At 60.2% G+C, this 15,121-nt stretch carries 27 protein-coding genes; 26 read left to right on the top strand and 1 reads right to left on the bottom strand.

The genetic code is table 11. The features are described 5' to 3' along the window. The 15 genes from B9A11_RS11695 to B9A11_RS11625 all read left to right on the top strand — a co-directional run. On the top strand, nucleotides 1-402 hold a 402-nt coding region (locus B9A11_RS11695; protein ID WP_459551252.1), incomplete at its 5' end, for an EF-Tu C-terminal domain-related protein. A gap of 327 nt (nucleotides 403-729) precedes the next feature. Further along, on the top strand, nucleotides 730-1,572 hold the full coding sequence (locus tag B9A11_RS11690; RefSeq protein WP_234988803.1) for an HTD2 family dehydratase: 843 nt from the start codon (nucleotides 730-732) through the stop codon (nucleotides 1,570-1,572). Further along, nucleotides 1,569-2,801, top strand: coding sequence for a CoA transferase (locus B9A11_RS11685; protein WP_058247700.1), 1,233 nt, complete (start codon nucleotides 1,569-1,571; stop codon nucleotides 2,799-2,801). Before B9A11_RS11690 ends, B9A11_RS11685 begins: the two co-directional genes overlap by 4 nt. Before the next feature lie 182 nt (nucleotides 2,802-2,983). Next, on the top strand, nucleotides 2,984-3,289 hold the full coding sequence (gene rpsJ, locus B9A11_RS11680; RefSeq protein ID WP_058247699.1) for a 30S ribosomal protein S10: 306 nt from the start codon (nucleotides 2,984-2,986) through the stop codon (nucleotides 3,287-3,289). Nucleotides 3,290-3,301: 12 nt separating this feature from the next. Continuing rightward, on the top strand, nucleotides 3,302-4,024 hold the full coding sequence (gene rplC, locus B9A11_RS11675) for a 50S ribosomal protein L3 (RefSeq protein WP_058247698.1): 723 nt from the start codon (nucleotides 3,302-3,304) through the stop codon (nucleotides 4,022-4,024). After that, nucleotides 4,021-4,638 (top strand): 50S ribosomal protein L4, encoded by a 618-nt coding sequence (rplD, locus tag B9A11_RS11670; protein WP_058247697.1) that lies wholly within the window; start codon nucleotides 4,021-4,023, stop codon nucleotides 4,636-4,638. The genes rplC and rplD overlap by 4 nt, the downstream gene beginning before the upstream one ends. Next, nucleotides 4,635-4,931 carry a 50S ribosomal protein L23 gene (locus B9A11_RS11665; protein WP_058247696.1) on the top strand — a complete coding sequence of 99 codons (297 nt, stop codon included), beginning with the start codon at nucleotides 4,635-4,637 and terminating at the stop codon, nucleotides 4,929-4,931. The genes rplD and B9A11_RS11665 overlap by 4 nt, the downstream gene beginning before the upstream one ends. A gap of 147 nt (nucleotides 4,932-5,078) precedes the next feature. Next, nucleotides 5,079-5,975, top strand: coding sequence for a hypothetical protein (locus B9A11_RS11660; protein ID WP_143595861.1), 897 nt, complete (start codon nucleotides 5,079-5,081; stop codon nucleotides 5,973-5,975). A 131-nt stretch (nucleotides 5,976-6,106) separates the two neighbouring features. Next, complete coding sequence (locus tag B9A11_RS11655; RefSeq protein WP_058247694.1) at nucleotides 6,107-6,577, top strand: hypothetical protein; 471 nt, start codon at nucleotides 6,107-6,109, stop codon at nucleotides 6,575-6,577. Between the two features lie 232 nt (nucleotides 6,578-6,809). Further along, nucleotides 6,810-7,652, top strand: coding sequence for a 50S ribosomal protein L2 (gene rplB / locus B9A11_RS11650; protein ID WP_058247693.1), 843 nt, complete (start codon nucleotides 6,810-6,812; stop codon nucleotides 7,650-7,652). A gap of 3 nt (nucleotides 7,653-7,655) precedes the next feature. Then, the gene (rpsS, locus tag B9A11_RS11645) at nucleotides 7,656-7,934 is read left to right on the top strand and encodes a 30S ribosomal protein S19 (RefSeq protein ID WP_058247692.1); all 279 of its coding nucleotides are present in this window, start codon (nucleotides 7,656-7,658) and stop codon (nucleotides 7,932-7,934) included. 3 nt (nucleotides 7,935-7,937) lie between these two features. Further along, nucleotides 7,938-8,318, top strand: a complete 381-nt coding sequence (rplV, locus tag B9A11_RS11640; protein ID WP_058247691.1) for a 50S ribosomal protein L22 — start codon at nucleotides 7,938-7,940, stop codon at nucleotides 8,316-8,318. Further along, the gene (gene rpsC, locus B9A11_RS11635) at nucleotides 8,318-9,037 is read left to right on the top strand and encodes a 30S ribosomal protein S3 (protein WP_058247690.1); all 720 of its coding nucleotides are present in this window, start codon (nucleotides 8,318-8,320) and stop codon (nucleotides 9,035-9,037) included. The genes rplV and rpsC overlap by 1 nt, the downstream gene beginning before the upstream one ends. A 5-nt stretch (nucleotides 9,038-9,042) precedes the next feature. Then, nucleotides 9,043-9,456, top strand: coding sequence for a 50S ribosomal protein L16 (gene rplP / locus B9A11_RS11630; protein ID WP_058247689.1), 414 nt, complete (start codon nucleotides 9,043-9,045; stop codon nucleotides 9,454-9,456). Between the two features lie 155 nt (nucleotides 9,457-9,611). Then, nucleotides 9,612-10,232 (top strand): 2OG-Fe(II) oxygenase family protein, encoded by a 621-nt coding sequence (locus B9A11_RS11625; protein ID WP_058247688.1) that lies wholly within the window; start codon nucleotides 9,612-9,614, stop codon nucleotides 10,230-10,232. Here B9A11_RS11625 and B9A11_RS21135 read toward each other — a convergent pair. Next, nucleotides 10,213-10,410, bottom strand: a complete 198-nt coding sequence (locus tag B9A11_RS21135) for a hypothetical protein (protein ID WP_143595860.1) — start codon at nucleotides 10,408-10,410, stop codon at nucleotides 10,213-10,215. The genes B9A11_RS11625 and B9A11_RS21135 overlap by 20 nt on opposite strands. Nucleotides 10,411-10,746: 336 nt before the next feature. On the opposite strand from B9A11_RS21135, the gene rpmC reads away from it, so the two are divergent. The 11 genes from rpmC (at nucleotide 10,747) to rpmD (ending at nucleotide 15,096) form a co-directional block, all read left to right on the top strand. Then, the gene (gene rpmC / locus B9A11_RS11620; protein ID WP_058247687.1) at nucleotides 10,747-10,953 is read left to right on the top strand and encodes a 50S ribosomal protein L29; all 207 of its coding nucleotides are present in this window, start codon (nucleotides 10,747-10,749) and stop codon (nucleotides 10,951-10,953) included. A gap of 4 nt (nucleotides 10,954-10,957) precedes the next feature. Then, nucleotides 10,958-11,188, top strand: coding sequence for a 30S ribosomal protein S17 (gene rpsQ, locus B9A11_RS11615; protein WP_058247686.1), 231 nt, complete (start codon nucleotides 10,958-10,960; stop codon nucleotides 11,186-11,188). A gap of 115 nt (nucleotides 11,189-11,303) precedes the next feature. Then, a complete protein-coding gene (rplN, locus tag B9A11_RS11610) occupies nucleotides 11,304-11,672 on the top strand; it encodes a 50S ribosomal protein L14 (protein ID WP_058247685.1) in 369 nt (122 codons plus the stop codon). After that, the gene (rplX, locus tag B9A11_RS11605; protein WP_058247684.1) at nucleotides 11,672-11,977 is read left to right on the top strand and encodes a 50S ribosomal protein L24; all 306 of its coding nucleotides are present in this window, start codon (nucleotides 11,672-11,674) and stop codon (nucleotides 11,975-11,977) included. Before rplN ends, rplX begins: the two co-directional genes overlap by 1 nt. Next, nucleotides 11,977-12,555 (top strand): 50S ribosomal protein L5, encoded by a 579-nt coding sequence (gene rplE, locus B9A11_RS11600; protein ID WP_058247683.1) that lies wholly within the window; start codon nucleotides 11,977-11,979, stop codon nucleotides 12,553-12,555. The genes rplX and rplE overlap by 1 nt, the downstream gene beginning before the upstream one ends. 12 nt (nucleotides 12,556-12,567) lie before the next feature. After that, nucleotides 12,568-12,873 carry a 30S ribosomal protein S14 gene (gene rpsN, locus B9A11_RS11595; protein ID WP_058247682.1) on the top strand — a complete coding sequence of 102 codons (306 nt, stop codon included), beginning with the start codon at nucleotides 12,568-12,570 and terminating at the stop codon, nucleotides 12,871-12,873. A gap of 13 nt (nucleotides 12,874-12,886) precedes the next feature. Further along, the gene (rpsH, locus tag B9A11_RS11590; protein WP_058247681.1) at nucleotides 12,887-13,279 is read left to right on the top strand and encodes a 30S ribosomal protein S8; all 393 of its coding nucleotides are present in this window, start codon (nucleotides 12,887-12,889) and stop codon (nucleotides 13,277-13,279) included. A gap of 12 nt (nucleotides 13,280-13,291) precedes the next feature. Continuing rightward, entirely contained in the window at nucleotides 13,292-13,825 is a 534-nt protein-coding gene (gene rplF, locus B9A11_RS11585; RefSeq protein ID WP_058247680.1) for a 50S ribosomal protein L6, read from the top strand. A 12-nt stretch (nucleotides 13,826-13,837) separates the two neighbouring features. Beyond that, nucleotides 13,838-14,197, top strand: coding sequence for a 50S ribosomal protein L18 (rplR, locus tag B9A11_RS11580; RefSeq protein ID WP_058247679.1), 360 nt, complete (start codon nucleotides 13,838-13,840; stop codon nucleotides 14,195-14,197). A gap of 144 nt (nucleotides 14,198-14,341) precedes the next feature. Continuing rightward, nucleotides 14,342-14,905, top strand: coding sequence for a 30S ribosomal protein S5 (gene rpsE / locus B9A11_RS11575; protein WP_058247678.1), 564 nt, complete (start codon nucleotides 14,342-14,344; stop codon nucleotides 14,903-14,905). A gap of 5 nt (nucleotides 14,906-14,910) precedes the next feature. Then, nucleotides 14,911-15,096: a 50S ribosomal protein L30 gene (rpmD, locus tag B9A11_RS11570; protein ID WP_058247677.1), complete on the top strand. Its 186-nt coding sequence runs from the start codon at nucleotides 14,911-14,913 to the stop codon at nucleotides 15,094-15,096. Nucleotides 15,097-15,121: the final 25 nt, after the last annotated feature.

Below are 15,121 nucleotides of genomic sequence, written 5' to 3'. Positions count from 1 at the left end.
TTCCGCAAGCTGCTGGACCGCGGTGAGGCAGGCGACAACATCGGCGCGCTGCTGCGTGGTATCGACCGTGAAGCGGTTGAGCGTGGTCAGGTTCTGTGTAAGCCGGGCTCTGTGAACCCGCACACCAAGTTCGAAGCCGAGGTCTACATCCTGACCAAGGAAGAAGGTGGCCGTCACACGCCGTTCTTCGCGAACTACCGTCCGCAGTTCTACTTCCGCACGACCGACGTGACCGGCACCGTTGAGCTGCCCGAGGGCACCGAGATGGTTATGCCGGGCGACAACCTGAAGTTCGTGGTCGAGCTGATTGCTCCGATCGCAATGGAAGACGGTCTGCGCTTCGCAATCCGCGAAGGCGGCCGCACCGTTGGTTCCGGCGTTGTGTCCAAAGTCATCGCCTAATTCGCTTCGCGAATTCGGCAATGAAAAGGGCGTCCCTCGGGGCGCCCTTTTTCCGTGCGGTCTGCGTGGCCTTTCCCGATTCACCCAAGCGACCTCAGAAACCTGCGCAAAACCACTTTGCCGCGAAATTTTTTTGCCCTCTCGCCGCGCCGCAGCGTTTGCATTTGCAGCATGGGTTTCTGTCAATTTATTCAATGGTTAAACGAAACGGCACTCCACGGTATGCCAATACAGTATACCGTTGTATCCACCTAAGTGCATAAAAACATTTGATTTTTTCCGAAGAGTCGCGCCATTACTCCGCTCAAGACAGCGGGAGGAGACGCTATGGATCAGATCAATTTACTCGCATGGACCGGACGTATGGCCGACGAGCTTGGCGGCCTTGACGCGCGCCAAGCTGCCATGATGCACGCAACCATTGGCCGTCCCGGAACCGCAGCGCCCAAGCCGGGCGACCGTCTGCCGTTGCTGTGGCACTGGGCCGGGTTCCCGCCGATCGCCTCGATGGAGGAGCTGGGCGACGACGGGCACCCGCGTCCTGGTGGCTTTTTGCCGCCGATGCCGAACGCGCGCCGGATGTGGGCTGGCGGCTCTTTGTCGTTCCTTGCGCCGCTGCATGTGGGCGAGACGATGACCCGCAAGTCGACCATTCAGGACATCCAAAAGAAAGAGGGCGCGGCGGGCGACATGATGTTCGTCACCGTCGAGCACCGGATCTTTGGCCAGCAGGGGCTGTCCGTGGTCGAACGCCAGGACATCGTCTACCTGCCGATGCCCGACCGCTACACCGCCCCCAAGGCGCGCCCGGTGCCCGCAAACCCTGTCCTATCCGAGCAGATCGACGCCAACGAAAAGCTGCTATTCCGCTACTCGGCGCTGACTTTCAACGCGCACCGGATTCACTACGATCTGGAATACACCCGCGACACCGAGCATTACCCCAACCTTGTCGTTCACGGCCCCTTGCAGGCCACCCTGCTGATGCAGGCTGCCACCGAGCACAAAGGCCGCGCCCCGGTGGATTTCCACTATCGCGGCGTGCACCCGGTTTTCGCCGGGGCCGTAGACATCGTGGCGCTCGAAGAGGACGGCGCGCTGTCGCTGTGCACCGCGCAGGACGGTCACCAAGGGATGCAGGCCACCGCGATCTGGGAGGAAACCGTATGACGATCCTCAAGGGTATCCGCGTGGTCGAAGGCTCGGCCTTTGTGGCGGTCCCGCTGGCGGGGATGACCTTGGCGCAGATGGGCGCAGAGGTGATCCGCTTTGACCGCATCGGCGGCGGCCTCGATGCCAACCGCTGGCCGGTGGCCCCCGATGGCCGGAGCCTGTTTTGGGAAGGCTTGAACAAGGGCAAGAAATCCATCGCCGTGAATCTGAAATCCGAAGAGGGCCGCGAGTTGGTGACCCGGATCGTGACCGCGCCGGGCGATGACGCGGGGCTGTTCCTGACCAACCTGCGGGTGCGCGGCTGGATGGACTACGAGACCCTCAGCCAAGAGCGCAAGGACTTGGTCATGGTCACGCTGACCGGCGATCGGCACGGGCGGCCGCAGGTCGATTACACGGTGAACCCGTCCTTGGGCATTCCCCACATGACCGGGCCTGTGGACGGCGCGCCGGTGGCGCACGCCTTGCCCGCGTGGGACATTGCCGCCGGGAATATGGTGGTGTCCGCTTTGCTGGCGGCAGAGCGCCACCGCCTGCGCACGGGGCAGGGGCAAGAGGTGTGCTTTTCGCTGAAAGATGCCGCCGCCGCCACCATGGGCCACCTTGGGATGCTCGCCGAAGCGGCCACCACCGGCGAGTCGCGTCCGCGCGCCGGCAACGCGCTGTACGGAGCCTACGGGCAGGACTTTGTCTGCGCCGACGGCCAGCGCGTCATGGTGATCGGCCTGACGGACCGCCAGTGGAAAGGCATCGTCACCGCCACTGGCACCGCCGAGGATATGGCCGCGCTGGAGCGTGAAACCGGGGCGAACCTGCGCCGCGAGGGCGACCGCTGGATGCAGCGCGACCGCATCACCGCGATCCTGACGCCTTGGTTCGCGGCGCGCCCCTTGGCCGAGGTGGCGCAGACCTTTGACAAGGGCGGGCTGACCTGGGCGCCGTTCCGCTCGCTGCCCGAAGCGTTAAAGGCCGACCCGGACCTTGGCCCCGACAACCCGATGTTCACCATGCAAAGCCATCCCGGCTTGCCGTCCTACCCGGTGCCGGGCACGCCCATGGAGTTTTCCGCCTTTGACCGTGTTCCGGCCGCGCCCGCGCCGGTGCTGGGCGAGCACTCCGAGGAAATCCTCGCAGAGGTGGCGGGGCTGGATGACGGCGAAATCGCGCGCCTCTTCGACAAGGGCATCGTCAGCCAAGCGCGTAGCGCTCACCGTTCGGCGGCCTGAGGCCCGGCAGGGGCAGGAAAATCCAAGCGGCCCCTTGCCAGACTCACTTACCCCCTGTAAAGGGCACCAATTCCTATCAGGAATGAAAGGGCGGGGTGATTCTCCGCCCTTAAGGTTCGATGAGGGTGCGCGGTGGTCGCGGGTCCTCCTCTCAACCTCAATGCCAAAATAAGGCTGTTCAAATGAACCAGAACATCCGTATCCGGCTCAAGGCGTTTGATTACCGCGTGCTGGACGCCAGCACCCAGGAAATCGTGAACACCGCCAAGCGCACCGGTGCACAGGTTCGCGGTCCCATCCCGCTGCCGAACAAAATCGAAAAATTCACCGTTCTGCGTGGCCCGCACGTCAACAAGAAGTCGCGTGATCAGTTCGAGATCCGTACGCACAAGCGTATGCTGGATATCGTCGATCCGACCCCGCAGACCGTTGACGCCCTGATGAAGCTCGACCTCGCCGCTGGCGTTGACGTCGAGATCAAGGTTTAAGGAGGGCTGCTCATGCTGCGTTCAGGAGTGATCGCAAAGAAGATCGGCATGACCCGTCTCTTCATGGAAGACGGCAAGCAGATCCCGGTAACCGTGCTGCAACTCGATGGCCTTCAGGTCGTCGCACAGCGCACCGAAGAAAAAGACGGCTACACCGCTGTTCAGCTGGGCGCAGGCTCGGCTAAGGCCAAGCGCACCTCCAAGGCGATGCGCGGCCACTTTGCAGCGGCCAACGTTGAACCCAAGCGCAAGGTCGCCGAGTTCCGCGTTGATGCAGACGCCCTGATCGAAGTGGGCGCGGAAATCTCCGCAGAGCACTACTTCGAAGGTCAGTACGTTGACGTTGCAGGCACCACCATCGGTAAAGGTTTTGCCGGTGCGATGAAGCGCCACAACTTCGGCGGTCTGCGCGCCACGCACGGTGTGTCCATCTCGCACCGCTCGCACGGTTCGACCGGTCAGTGTCAGGACCCGGGCAAGGTGTTCAAGGGCAAGAAAATGGCCGGCCACATGGGTGCCGTTCGTGTCACCACGCAGAACCTGCAGGTCGTCAAGACCGACGCAGAGCGTGGCCTGATCATGATCAAGGGCGCCGTGCCGGGTTCCAAGGGTGGCTGGGTGACCGTCAAGGACGCCGTCAAAAAGCCGTTCCCCGAGAACGCTGCTGTCCCCGCCGCGCTGAAAACCGCCGCAGCTCCGGCTGCCGAGGCTGAGCAGAAGGAAGGCGAAGAATGAAACTCGACGTCATCAAACTCGACGGCGCAGCTGCCGGTTCGGTCGACCTGACCGACGAGATCTTTGATCTCGAACCCCGCGCAGACATTCTGCACCGCGTCGTCCGCTGGCAGCGCAACAAGGCGCAGGCCGGTACGCACAAGGTCAAGACCCGTTCGGAAGTGTCTTACTCGACCAAGAAGATCTATCGCCAAAAAGGTACCGGTGGCGCACGTCACGGTTCCCGCAAGGCGCCGATCTTCCGCAAGGGTGGCATCTACAAAGGTCCGACCCCGCGTTCGCACGCACACGACCTGCCGAAAAAGGTCCGCGCTCTGGGTCTGAAGCTGGCTCTGTCCGCCAAGGCCAAGACCGGCTCGCTGGTGATCATCGAGAACATCGACACCGACGGCAAGACCAAGACCCTGGCCAACCAGGTCAAGGCTCTGGGTTGGAAGCGCGCACTGATCATCGATGGCGCCGACGTGAACGAGAACTTCGTTCAGGCCGCACGCAACATCGACGGTCTGGACGTTCTGCCGACCATTGGCGCAAACGTTTACGACATCCTCAAGCGTGACACTCTGGTGCTCACCAAAGCGGGCGTCGAAGCACTGGAGGCACGACTGAAATGAGCGCGACTGCAGCACACTACGACGTGATCCGTAAGCCGATCATCACCGAGAAATCCACCATGGCGTCCGAAAACGGCGCAGTGGTTTTCGAAGTGGCCATCGACGCAGCCAAGCCGCAGATCAAAGAAGCGGTCGAAGCTCTGTTCGGCGTGAAGGTGAAGGCGGTCAACACCACCATCACCAAAGGTAAGGTCAAGCGTTTCCGCGGCCGCATCGGCAAGCGGAAAGACGTCAAGAAGGCGTATGTCACTCTCGAAGAGGGCAACACCATCGACGTATCCACCGGCCTGTAAGTCAGGTTTGGATCGCTAATTCCGAAGGCCCTCGCAGCAATGCGGGGGCCTTTTCCGTTTGGTCGCGGAAGATATTAAAGTCCCATTAACCCTGTTGCGGCATAGCTCTTGAGGCAAAGGTTAACGCCTCATGAACAGGAGCACACCATGGCACACGACAGACAAAGAACTTCGTTTTGGACGCGCATTCAGACCGCTTTGTTCTGGGGCATCGTGTTCGGTTTCGTTGGCCTCTTGTGGGCCTTGTCACAGGGAGTTTCGGCGAAGGACACTGGTCTTTCGTCACAAGACTTGGCCGAACGCGTTAATCGACAGGGCGGTCCGTCGGTCGCGCGTGTGGTGGACGATATTGCAGACGTGATGCCGCCCCGGACGGATCGCGTGCTTGAGGATGGAACCGAAATCGGGCCGTTCTATAATCATCTCGCCAAAGCGATCCTTGAGATGCCGTACGATGCGAACAGAGCGCTGGCGTTTGTCGTGTCGGACACGAATGGCTGCCACGCTTGTCCTGGGCTTCTGACGACCTTTGATTACCGCAAAACGGCCACTGGATGGGCGTTGGTGAGCTATCAAATCGGCGCGGGTGTGCTTGGTTCTTGGGGAGGTATCCCCGACGCCGAATTTGGACTTTTCGAATTCCGGCCAGGTGCCTACGGATTTCACGTCACGACGTCAGATATGGGGCAAGGCATCCTTTCCGAGGGCATCCATTTCTTTGTTCCTTCTCTACAAGGTTATACTGAGGCCGGCGAGGTGATGGTAACTCACGATGGTCTTGGTGGCCTTTTTCCCTTTCGCGACGAAACAGAAATTTCGTTTCATCGTGAGTCGACGAAATTCGGTGACGATTGTGCGCGCATTTGCCTGACAACGACGGGTGTGGAAATTGCGGAAACAAACTTCAATTCCGAAGCCGGTGGGCAGTGGGTTGAAGTGATAGAAAACGGGCCGAAAACCGATGCGCAGCGCGCAGTGCTCGAAGAGTCTTCGTATAAGGAACTGCAATGCTATGACTTTGACGGCCAGCGTTTCGTGTTTTAGCGTTACTGTGGTCGCGTCAAATTGAGTGGTGCTGTGTTGTGCGTTTCCTGATCAATAAACCTATCATTCTGTTCGCTTTTTTGGCGGCCTGCTCCCAAACTCCACCCGAATTGTCCGCACAGGACTTGGCCTTGGTTGCTTCGCCGCCGCCCGAAGTGTTGGCGCGGATCGACGCGCAGGCTCCGGCGTTTCTTGCTGCGATGAATGCCGCCGAGGCGGTCGCTTTGGGGCAGGGGAGACCTCTGACCGCAGCAGAGACCGCACAGGCCCGCGCCGTCGGCGTCCAGCGCCCCGAAATGGTCCGTGTCTGGGTCACGTCCAAGTTTCCCGGCGATACCCCCGGTTTCAGCTTTCGTCAGGTCGGCGGGCTGACCACCGGCTATGCGATTCACGTCCGCCCCAAGCTGGCCGATGCGCCTTGGCTGCTGGTCCACGAACTGCGCCACGTCGCCCAGATCGAAGAGATGGGCCGCGAGCCCTTTGTCCGCCGCTACCTGACCGAGCAAATCCTCCTCAAAGGGCAGCTGATCCCGCTGGAACGCGACGCCATCGCCCGGTCCGAAGCCGTCTTGGGCGAGTCCTCGCCGGATTATGCCTTTTAGAACCCGAGGCAAGGCGATGTAGCGCTTGACCGCAGGCCCGCTGTCTCGTAACTAGCCCCATCGGCCTAGCCCCGGGATTCGTTCCGGGGCTTTGCTGTTGTTCTGAGGGTGGGCTTGCCAACCCCGGAACGGACCCATCGGGCACCTTCGGGGGCCTATACCTATGGCCACCTTCGGGGGGCTTATCACATAGGATCCACACGGATCCCCAAGCTTACGGAAGACAGAAAGCATGGCACTCAAGTCGTATAAGCCGACGACGCCGGGCCAGCGCGGGCTGGTGCTGATCGACCGTTCGGAGCTGTACAAAGGACGTCCCGTCAAAGCCCTCACCGAGGGTCTGACGAAAAAGGGCGGCCGGAACAACACCGGACGGATTACTGCACGCCGCCGCGGCGGTGGCGCAAAGCGTCTCTATCGTATCGTCGATTTCAAGCGGAACAAGTTTGACGTGTCGGGCACCGTTGCTCGTATCGAATATGACCCCAACCGCACCGCATTCATCGCTCTCATCCAGTATGACGACGGTGAGCAAGCCTACATCATCGCACCCCAGCGTCTTGCCATTGGCGACAAGGTGATCTCCTCCGCGAAGGCAGACATCAAGCCGGGCAACACCATGCCGTTCTCGGGCATGCCGATCGGTACGATTGTCCACAACATCGAGCTTAAGCCCGGTAAAGGTGGTCAGATCGCACGTGCCGCCGGTACCTACGCTCAGTTCGTGGGTCGTGACGGTGGTTACGCTCAGATCCGCCTGTCCTCGGGCGAACTGCGCCTCGTGCGTCAGGAATGCCTTGCCACGGTTGGCGCTGTGTCGAACCCCGACAACAGCAACCAGAACCTGGGTAAAGCAGGCCGCGTCCGCCACATGGGCAAGCGTCCGTCCGTCCGCGGTGTCGTTATGAACCCGATCGACCACCCGCACGGTGGTGGTGAAGGCCGTACCTCTGGTGGTCGTCACCCGGTGACCCCGTGGGGCAAGCCGACCAAGGGCAAGCGCACCCGCAACACCAACAAGGCAAGCCAGAAGCTGATCATCCGCTCGCGGCACGCCAAGAAGAAGGGGCGGTAACCTATGGCACGCTCTGTATGGAAAGGCCCTTTCGTTGACGCTTACGTCCTTAAAAAGGCGGAAAAAGTGCGCGAATCCGGCAAGAACGAAGTCATCAAAATCTGGTCGCGTCGCTCGACGATTCTGCCCCAGTTCGTGGGTCTGACGTTTGGCGTGTACAACGGCCAGAAGCACGTTCCGGTGAACGTGACCGAAGACATGATCGGCCAGAAGTTCGGTGAATATTCGCCGACCCGGACCTACTACGGTCACGCGGCTGACAAAAAAGCCAAGAGGAAGTAAGCCATGGGCAAGGATAAAAATCCCCGCCGCGTGGCGGACAACGAAGCGATGGCCAAGCTGCGCATGCTGCGCACGTCTCCGCAGAAGCTGAACCTCGTGGCTCAGCTGATCCGCGGCAAGAAGGTCGACAAAGCGCTGACCGATCTGACCTTCTCCAAGAAGCGGATCGCGATCGACGTGAAGAAATGCCTTCAGTCCGCTATCGCCAACGCCGAGAACAACCACGGTCTGGACGTCGACGAACTGGTCGTCGCCGAGGCCTATGTTGGTAAGAACCTGGTCATGAAGCGCGGTCGTCCGCGGGCTCGTGGTCGCTTTGGTCGCATCAACAAGCCGTTCTCGGAAATCACCATCAAGGTGCGTCAGGTCGAGGAGCAAGCCTAATGGGTAACAAGACCAATCCGATCGGCATGCGTCTTCAGGTCAACCGTACCTGGGACAGCCGCTGGTACGCTGACACCAAAGACTATGGTGATCTCCTGCTGGAAGACCTCGCAATCCGCGATTTCATCCACAAAGAGTGCAAGCAGGCCGGCATCGCCCGCGTGATCATCGAACGCCCCCACAAGAAGTGCCGTGTGACCATTCACACCGCGCGTCCGGGCGTGATCATCGGCAAGAAAGGCGCCGACATCGAGGTTCTCCGCAAGAAACTGTCGAACATGACCGACAGCGAACTGCACCTGAACATCGTTGAAGTGCGCAAGCCGGAACTCGACGCAACGCTGGTTGGCGAATCCATCGCCCAGCAGCTGGAGCGCCGTGTTTCCTTCCGCCGTGCAATGAAGCGCGCCGTGCAGAACGCCATGCGTATGGGTGCCCTGGGTATCCGTGTGAACGTCGCTGGTCGTCTGGGCGGTGCGGAAATCGCGCGTACCGAATGGTACCGTGAGGGCCGCGTTCCGCTTCACACCCTGCGCGCTGACATCGATTACGCAAACGTTGAGGCGGAAACGCCCTACGGCATCATCGGCATCAAGGTCTGGATCTTCAAAGGTGAGATCATGGAGCACGATCCGGCAGCGCGTGATCGCAAGGCGCAAGAACTCCAGGACGGCCCGACACCGCGTGGTGCTGGTGGTCGTCGCGATGACCGGAGGTAAGCGATATGCTTCAGCCAAAGCGTACTAAATTCCGCAAGATGCACAAAGGCCGGATCAAAGGCCTTGCAAAGGGCGGTTCCGATCTGAACTTCGGCACCTATGGCCTCAAGGCCATCGAGCCCGAGCGAGTCACCGCGCGCCAGATCGAAGCAGCCCGTCGTGCCATGACGCGTCACATGAAGCGTCAGGGTCGCGTTTGGATCCGCATCTTCCCGGACACCCCGATCACTGCCAAGCCCATCGAAGTTCGTATGGGTAAAGGTAAGGGCTCCGTCGACCGTTGGGCTTGCAAGGTCAAGCCGGGTCGCGTGATGTTCGAGATCGACGGCGTCAACGAAGAAGTCGCGCGCGAAGCCCTGCGTCTCGCCGCGATGAAACTGCCGGTGAAAACCCGCGTCGTCGTGCGCGAAGACTGGTAAGTTTCTTCGAGAGTGATTTAAGGGCCTCCCGCCAGGTGCGGGGGGCCTTTTTCGTTTTAATGGTTTGGGTGCGCCGGGCGTCAAACCGCCCTCTTGCGCATCAATGGGGGCTGGGCGCATAAGCGGGCCGAGCCTTGCCAAAAGGAGCCAAGCCCATGGCCACGATCCGTTCGCTTTTTGCCACCCGCCTGTATCGCGCGCGCCTGTCGGAATTCGGTCCCGACATCGACGCGTCCGAGCTGGAGGGGTCTTGCTATTCCATCGCCGAGGATGACGAGGCGGGTCAGGAGTGGTGCGAAAAAGAGGGCTATCCGGGCTACACGTCCTATGCCTCGTTGACCGACCTGCCGTGGCGCTTTCCGATCTTTGGTGATCTGGTCAAGTCGCTGGACCAGCACGTCGCCGCCTTTGCCGAAGACCTCGAATTCGAACTGGCGGACAAGAAGCTGGTGCTCGAAGACCTGTGGATCAACATCCTGCCCGAAGGCGGCAACCACGGCCTGCACATCCACCCGCATTCAGTGATTTCCGGCACGACCTACGTGGCCATGCCCGACGGTGCATCTGCGCTGAAACTCGAAGACCCGCGTCTGGGCTTTATGATGGCCGCGCCGACCCGCCGCAAAGCCTGTCGCGAAGAACTCAAGGCCTTCGTCTACGAAGCGCCCGCCGTGGGCGACGTTCTGCTGTGGGAAAGCTGGCTGCGCCACGAAGTCCCCATGAACATGTCCGAAGACGACCGCATCAGCGTCAGCTTTAACTACAAGTGGGAGTAGGGCACTCGTCCTCGGGATGGGTGGACCATTCAAGCAGGCTTTGGACATAGCCATCCTGCCGCTCGGCATCCGCCATGCGGAATTGCGCCATATAGGTGCGCAAACGCTCGGCGTAGGCGCGTCGTCCGCAGTCGGCGGCCTTTGGACACGCCGGTGCATCCCGCAAAATGTCAGACATTTCAGCACTCCCCAAAACTTGACGCTTGGTAACTTCGAAACGGTTAATTAAGTCTTACCGGGCCTTGGTCAAATGCCGATTTCGGGGCGGATCGTGCGGCGGTTTCGCGGGTCCAAATCCCGCCGGGCGAGACTCTGCCGGGCCAATGAAAAAAGGGTGATCAAGCCCCTTGCCAGACTCGCAGCACCGGCTTATAGACGGCCCTCATGCACGTAGAGACGGAATCAGTGCGCCTTGCGCGCACCGGTGCCGTTTTTTGTCTGAAACTCACCAGGTGCACGGGTAACCCGGAACCAACCGTCCGGAGCTTGCTGGTGAAAGGAAAAGGAAAAGGCGATGAACGCCAAGGAACTGCACGACAAGACCCCGGATCAGCTCCGGGAAGAGCTTGTCGCTCTCAAGAAAGAAGCCTTCAACTTGCGCTTCCAGCAGGCCACCGGCCAGCTCGAGAACACCGCACGTGTCCGCCAAGTCAAGCGTGACGTGGCCCGTGTGAACACCGTACTGAACCAGAAAGCCGCTGCTGCGGCGTCGGAGGCGTAAGACCATGCCCAAGCGTATCCTGAGCGGCACCGTCACTTCGAATGCCAACAGCCAGACCGTGACCGTTCTGGTCGAGCGTCGCTTCAAGCACCCGGTTCTGCAAAAGACGGTGAAGCGTACCAAGAAATACCGCGCTCATGACGAGGCGGAAAAGTTCGCTGTCGGCGATACCGTTCGCATCATCGAATGCGCACCCAAGTCGAAAACGAAACGTTGGGAAGTGATCGCAGAATAATGTGACTGCCCCGGAGTCCATCCGGGGCTGACGTTATTCCTGCGGTGATGTTCCAACATCATCGAAACCCTGGGGGGCTGAATAAGAACAACCCCCAAAGGTCGGGAGAAACCAAATGATCCAGATGCAGACCAATCTGGATGTTGCTGACAACTCCGGTGCCCGGAAAGTTCAGTGCATCAAGGTCCTCGGCGGTTCGCACCGTCGTTATGCATCCGTGGGCGACATCATCGTGGTGTCGGTCAAGGAAGCAATTCCGCGTGGTCGCGTGAAAAAGGGTGACGTCCGCAAGGCCGTCGTCGTGCGCACCGCCAAAGAAGTTCGTCGTGAAGATGGCACCGCCATTCGCTTCGACCGTAACGCTGCCGTCATTCTGAACAACTCGAATGAGCCGGTCGGCACCCGTATCTTCGGGCCGGTTGTTCGCGAGCTGCGCTCCAAGAACTTCATGAAGATCATCTCGCTCGCTCCGGAGGTGCTCTAATGGCTGCCAAGCTGAAAAAAGGTGACAAGGTCATCGTTCTGTCCGGCAAGGACAAGGGCAAGACCGGCGAAATCCAGTCCGTTGACCCCAAGGCCGGCAAGGCCGTGGTCGAAGGCATCAACGTCGCCATCCGTCACGTGCGCCAGTCGCAGACCACCCAAGGTGGCCGCATGCCCAAGGCGCTTCCGATCGACCTGTCCAACCTGGCCATCGTCGACGCAAACGGCAAAGCATCGCGTGTTGGCTTCCGCATGGAAGACGGCAAGAAAGTGCGCTTCGCCAAAACCACTGGGGACGTGATCTGATGCTTGACGCTGCAAACTACACCCCGCGCCTCAAATCGACCTACGCTGACTCCATCAAGGCAGCGATGAAGGAAGAGTTTGGCTACACCAACGACATGCAGATCCCGCGTCTGGACAAGATCGTCCTGAACATCGGCTGCGGTGCAGAGGCTGTCCGTGATTCCAAGAAGGCGAAATCCGCCATCGAAGATCTGACCAAGATCGCCGGCCAGCAGGCCGTCGGCACCAAGGCAAAGAACAGCCACGCGCCGTTCCGCCTGCGTGAAGGCATGATCATCGGTGCGAAGGTGACCCTTCGTGATGTGCGCATGTACGAATTCCTTGACCGTCTCGTGACGATCGCGATGCCCCGCATCCGTGACTTCCGCGGCGTGAAACCGGCATTCGATGGCCGTGGCAACTTTGCCATGGGTCTGAAAGAGCACATCGTGTTCCCCGAGATCGAGTTCGACAAGGTCGACGAAGTCTGGGGTATGGACATCATCATCACCACGAACGCGAAGGCATACGGGGACCACTCCGCCGACGCTCAAGCCAAGGCGCTGTTGAAGCATTTCAACATGCCGTTCAACGCGTAAGGAGCGAGAGACATGGCCAAAAAATCCATGATCGAGCGCGAGAAGAAGCGCCAGCGTCTGGTGGCAAAGTACGCCGACAAGCGTGCCGCGCTGAAAGAGATCGCAAACGACGAATCCAAGCCGATGGAAGAGCGCTTCAAGGCGCGCCTGAAGCTTGCAAAGCTGCCGCGCAACTCTGCGCCCAGCCGTCTGCACAACCGTTGCCAGCTGACTGGCCGTCCGCACGCCTACTACCGCAAGCTGCGCATCTCGCGTATCATGCTGCGTGAGCTGGGCTCGAACGGTCTGCTGCCCGGCGTCGTGAAATCCAGCTGGTAAGGGAGGGTATAAGATGAACGATCCTATCGGCGATATGCTCACCCGTATCCGTAACTCTCAGATGCGTGGCAAGTCCACCGTGTCCACCCCGGCCTCCAAGCTGCGCGCTTGGGTTCTGGATGTGCTCGCGGACGAAGGCTACATCCGTGGTTACGAAAAAGGCACCGATGAGCGCGGTCACCCGACGCTTGAAATCGCACTGAAGTACTACGAGGGCACCCCGGTGATCCGCGAAGTCAAGCGCGTTTCCAAGCCCGGCCGTCGCGTCTACATGGGCGTCAGTGACATTCCGCAGGTCCGTCAGGGTCTGGGCGTGTCGATTGTCAGCACGTCTCAGGGCGTGATGTCGGATGCCAAAGCGCGCGCAGCCAACATCGGCGGCGAAGTGCTCTGCACCGTATTCTAAGGAGGCCTGACAATGTCTCGTATTGGTAAGAAGCCGGTCGAACTGCCCTCGGGTGTGACCGCCTCTGTCTCTGGTCAGACCATCGAAGTGAAGGGCCCGAAAGGCGCCCAGACCTTCACGGCGACCGATGACGTCACCATCACCGTCGAAGACAACGCTGTTGCTGTCACCCCGCGTGGCAAGTCCAAGCGCGCACGCCAGCAGTGGGGCATGTCCCGCACGATGGTTGCGAACCTGGTGCACGGCGTCCAGAACACCTTTAAAAAGGAACTGGAAATCCACGGCGTTGGTTACCGTGCAGCTCTGCAGGGCAACACCCTCAAGCTGAACCTCGGTTACTCGCATGATGTGGACTTTGCCATTCCGGCAGGGATCACCATCACTTGCCCCAAGCAGACTGAAATCGTGGTCGAAGGCCATGACGCTCAGCAGGTTGGTCAGGTTGCGGCGAACATTCGTGATTGGCGTCGCCCCGAGCCTTACAAAGGCAAGGGCATTCGTTACAAAGACGAATTCATCTTCCGCAAAGAAGGCAAGAAGAAGTAAGGACGCAAGGCAATGGCAAACAGCAAACGTGTACTGTTCCAAAAGCGCCGCATGCGCGTCCGGAACAAGCTTCGCAAGGTCAACGCCGGTCGCGTTCGCCTTTCGGTTCACCGTTCGAATAAGAACATCTCGGTGCAGCTCATCGACGACGTGGCGGGCAAGACCCTCGCCGCAGCCTCGACCCTCGAGCCGTCGCTGGGTGTTGTTGGCAAGAACAACGTCGAAGCCGCTGCAAAAGTGGGCGCTGCAATCGCAGAGCGTGCCAAGGCAGCCGGCGTCGAGGCCGCGTATTTCGATCGCGGTGGCTTCCTGTTCCACGGCAAGGTGAAGGCTCTGGCCGACGCTGCGCGTGAAGGTGGTCTGAAGATCTAAGCAACTTCGGTTGTTTGAGGGGTGCGCCTTGCGGGGCGCACCTTTTTGCAGGCAGAGATGCCTCGATGATCCGGGAAGCCTTGGCTTCACTTGGATTGGAAAAACTCGGTGCTCTTGGGCACCAATCTGAAAAGGAAATGCCAAATGGCAGAACGTGAAAACCGCCGGGGCAACCGTCGCGAACGCGAGGAAGCACCGGAATTCGCAGATCGCTTGGTTGCGATCAACCGTGTGTCCAAGACCGTCAAGGGTGGTAAGCGCTTTGGCTTCGCAGCCCTCGTGGTGGTTGGCGACCAAAAAGGCCGCGTCGGCTTTGGCAAGGGTAAAGCGAAAGAAGTGCCCGAAGCCATCCGTAAGGCGACCGAGCAGGCCAAGCGCAACATGATCCGCGTGCCGCTCAAAGAAGGCCGCACCCTGCACCACGACGTGAAAGGTCACGCTGGCGCCGGTAAGGTCACCATGCGCACCGCGCCGACCGGTACTGGTATCATCGCCGGTGGTCCGATGCGTGCCGTGTTCGAAATGCTGGGCGTTCAGGACGTTGTCGCCAAGTCGACCGGTTCGCAGAACCCCTACGCAATGATCCACGCAACGCTGGACGGTCTGCGTAACCAGCAGTCCCCGCGTCAGGTGGCTCAGCGCCGTGGCAAGAAAGTCGCCGACATTCTGCCCAAGCGCGATGATGCACCCGCAACCGAAGAGGCTTGATTCACATGGCTACTATCGTTGTTAAGCAGATCGGCTCCCCGATCCGTCGCCCCGCCAAGCAGCGCCAGACCCTGATCGGTTTGGGCCTGAACAAGATGCACAAGACCCGTGAGCTCGAGGACACCCCCTCGATCCGCGGCATGGTCCGTTCGATCCCGCACCTCGTCGAGATCATCGAAGAGCGCGAGTAAGCATCTTTCGGGTGAAGCGTCACCC

This window comes from Tropicibacter naphthalenivorans (assembly GCF_900176475.1).
Classification (GTDB): domain Bacteria; phylum Pseudomonadota; class Alphaproteobacteria; order Rhodobacterales; family Rhodobacteraceae; genus Tropicibacter; species Tropicibacter naphthalenivorans.
This window is presented reverse-complemented; position numbering and strand designations above follow the sequence as displayed.

What these genes read in the sequence shown, in the direction of transcription:
- B9A11_RS11690 (WP_234988803.1), top strand. Translation starts at nt 730, where the DNA reads ATGGATCAGATCAATTTACTCGCATGGACCGGACGTATGGCCGACGAG.
- B9A11_RS11685 (WP_058247700.1), top strand. Translation starts at nt 1,569, where the DNA reads ATGACGATCCTCAAGGGTATCCGCGTGGTCGAAGGCTCGGCCTTTGTG.
- rpsJ (WP_058247699.1), top strand. Translation starts at nt 2,984, where the DNA reads ATGAACCAGAACATCCGTATCCGGCTCAAGGCGTTTGATTACCGCGTG.
- rplC (WP_058247698.1), top strand. Translation starts at nt 3,302, where the DNA reads ATGCTGCGTTCAGGAGTGATCGCAAAGAAGATCGGCATGACCCGTCTC.
- rplD (WP_058247697.1), top strand. Translation starts at nt 4,021, where the DNA reads ATGAAACTCGACGTCATCAAACTCGACGGCGCAGCTGCCGGTTCGGTC.
- B9A11_RS11665 (WP_058247696.1), top strand. Translation starts at nt 4,635, where the DNA reads ATGAGCGCGACTGCAGCACACTACGACGTGATCCGTAAGCCGATCATC.
- B9A11_RS11660 (WP_143595861.1), top strand. Translation starts at nt 5,079, where the DNA reads ATGGCACACGACAGACAAAGAACTTCGTTTTGGACGCGCATTCAGACC.
- rplB (WP_058247693.1), top strand. Translation starts at nt 6,810, where the DNA reads ATGGCACTCAAGTCGTATAAGCCGACGACGCCGGGCCAGCGCGGGCTG.
- rpsS (WP_058247692.1), top strand. Translation starts at nt 7,656, where the DNA reads ATGGCACGCTCTGTATGGAAAGGCCCTTTCGTTGACGCTTACGTCCTT.
- rplV (WP_058247691.1), top strand. Translation starts at nt 7,938, where the DNA reads ATGGGCAAGGATAAAAATCCCCGCCGCGTGGCGGACAACGAAGCGATG.
- rpsC (WP_058247690.1), top strand. Translation starts at nt 8,318, where the DNA reads ATGGGTAACAAGACCAATCCGATCGGCATGCGTCTTCAGGTCAACCGT.
- rplP (WP_058247689.1), top strand. Translation starts at nt 9,043, where the DNA reads ATGCTTCAGCCAAAGCGTACTAAATTCCGCAAGATGCACAAAGGCCGG.
- B9A11_RS11625 (WP_058247688.1), top strand. Translation starts at nt 9,612, where the DNA reads ATGGCCACGATCCGTTCGCTTTTTGCCACCCGCCTGTATCGCGCGCGC.
- B9A11_RS21135 (WP_143595860.1), bottom strand. Translation starts at nt 10,410, where the DNA reads ATGTCTGACATTTTGCGGGATGCACCGGCGTGTCCAAAGGCCGCCGAC.
- rpmC (WP_058247687.1), top strand. Translation starts at nt 10,747, where the DNA reads ATGAACGCCAAGGAACTGCACGACAAGACCCCGGATCAGCTCCGGGAA.
- rpsQ (WP_058247686.1), top strand. Translation starts at nt 10,958, where the DNA reads ATGCCCAAGCGTATCCTGAGCGGCACCGTCACTTCGAATGCCAACAGC.
- rplN (WP_058247685.1), top strand. Translation starts at nt 11,304, where the DNA reads ATGATCCAGATGCAGACCAATCTGGATGTTGCTGACAACTCCGGTGCC.
- rplX (WP_058247684.1), top strand. Translation starts at nt 11,672, where the DNA reads ATGGCTGCCAAGCTGAAAAAAGGTGACAAGGTCATCGTTCTGTCCGGC.
- rplE (WP_058247683.1), top strand. Translation starts at nt 11,977, where the DNA reads ATGCTTGACGCTGCAAACTACACCCCGCGCCTCAAATCGACCTACGCT.
- rpsN (WP_058247682.1), top strand. Translation starts at nt 12,568, where the DNA reads ATGGCCAAAAAATCCATGATCGAGCGCGAGAAGAAGCGCCAGCGTCTG.
- rpsH (WP_058247681.1), top strand. Translation starts at nt 12,887, where the DNA reads ATGAACGATCCTATCGGCGATATGCTCACCCGTATCCGTAACTCTCAG.
- rplF (WP_058247680.1), top strand. Translation starts at nt 13,292, where the DNA reads ATGTCTCGTATTGGTAAGAAGCCGGTCGAACTGCCCTCGGGTGTGACC.
- rplR (WP_058247679.1), top strand. Translation starts at nt 13,838, where the DNA reads ATGGCAAACAGCAAACGTGTACTGTTCCAAAAGCGCCGCATGCGCGTC.
- rpsE (WP_058247678.1), top strand. Translation starts at nt 14,342, where the DNA reads ATGGCAGAACGTGAAAACCGCCGGGGCAACCGTCGCGAACGCGAGGAA.
- rpmD (WP_058247677.1), top strand. Translation starts at nt 14,911, where the DNA reads ATGGCTACTATCGTTGTTAAGCAGATCGGCTCCCCGATCCGTCGCCCC.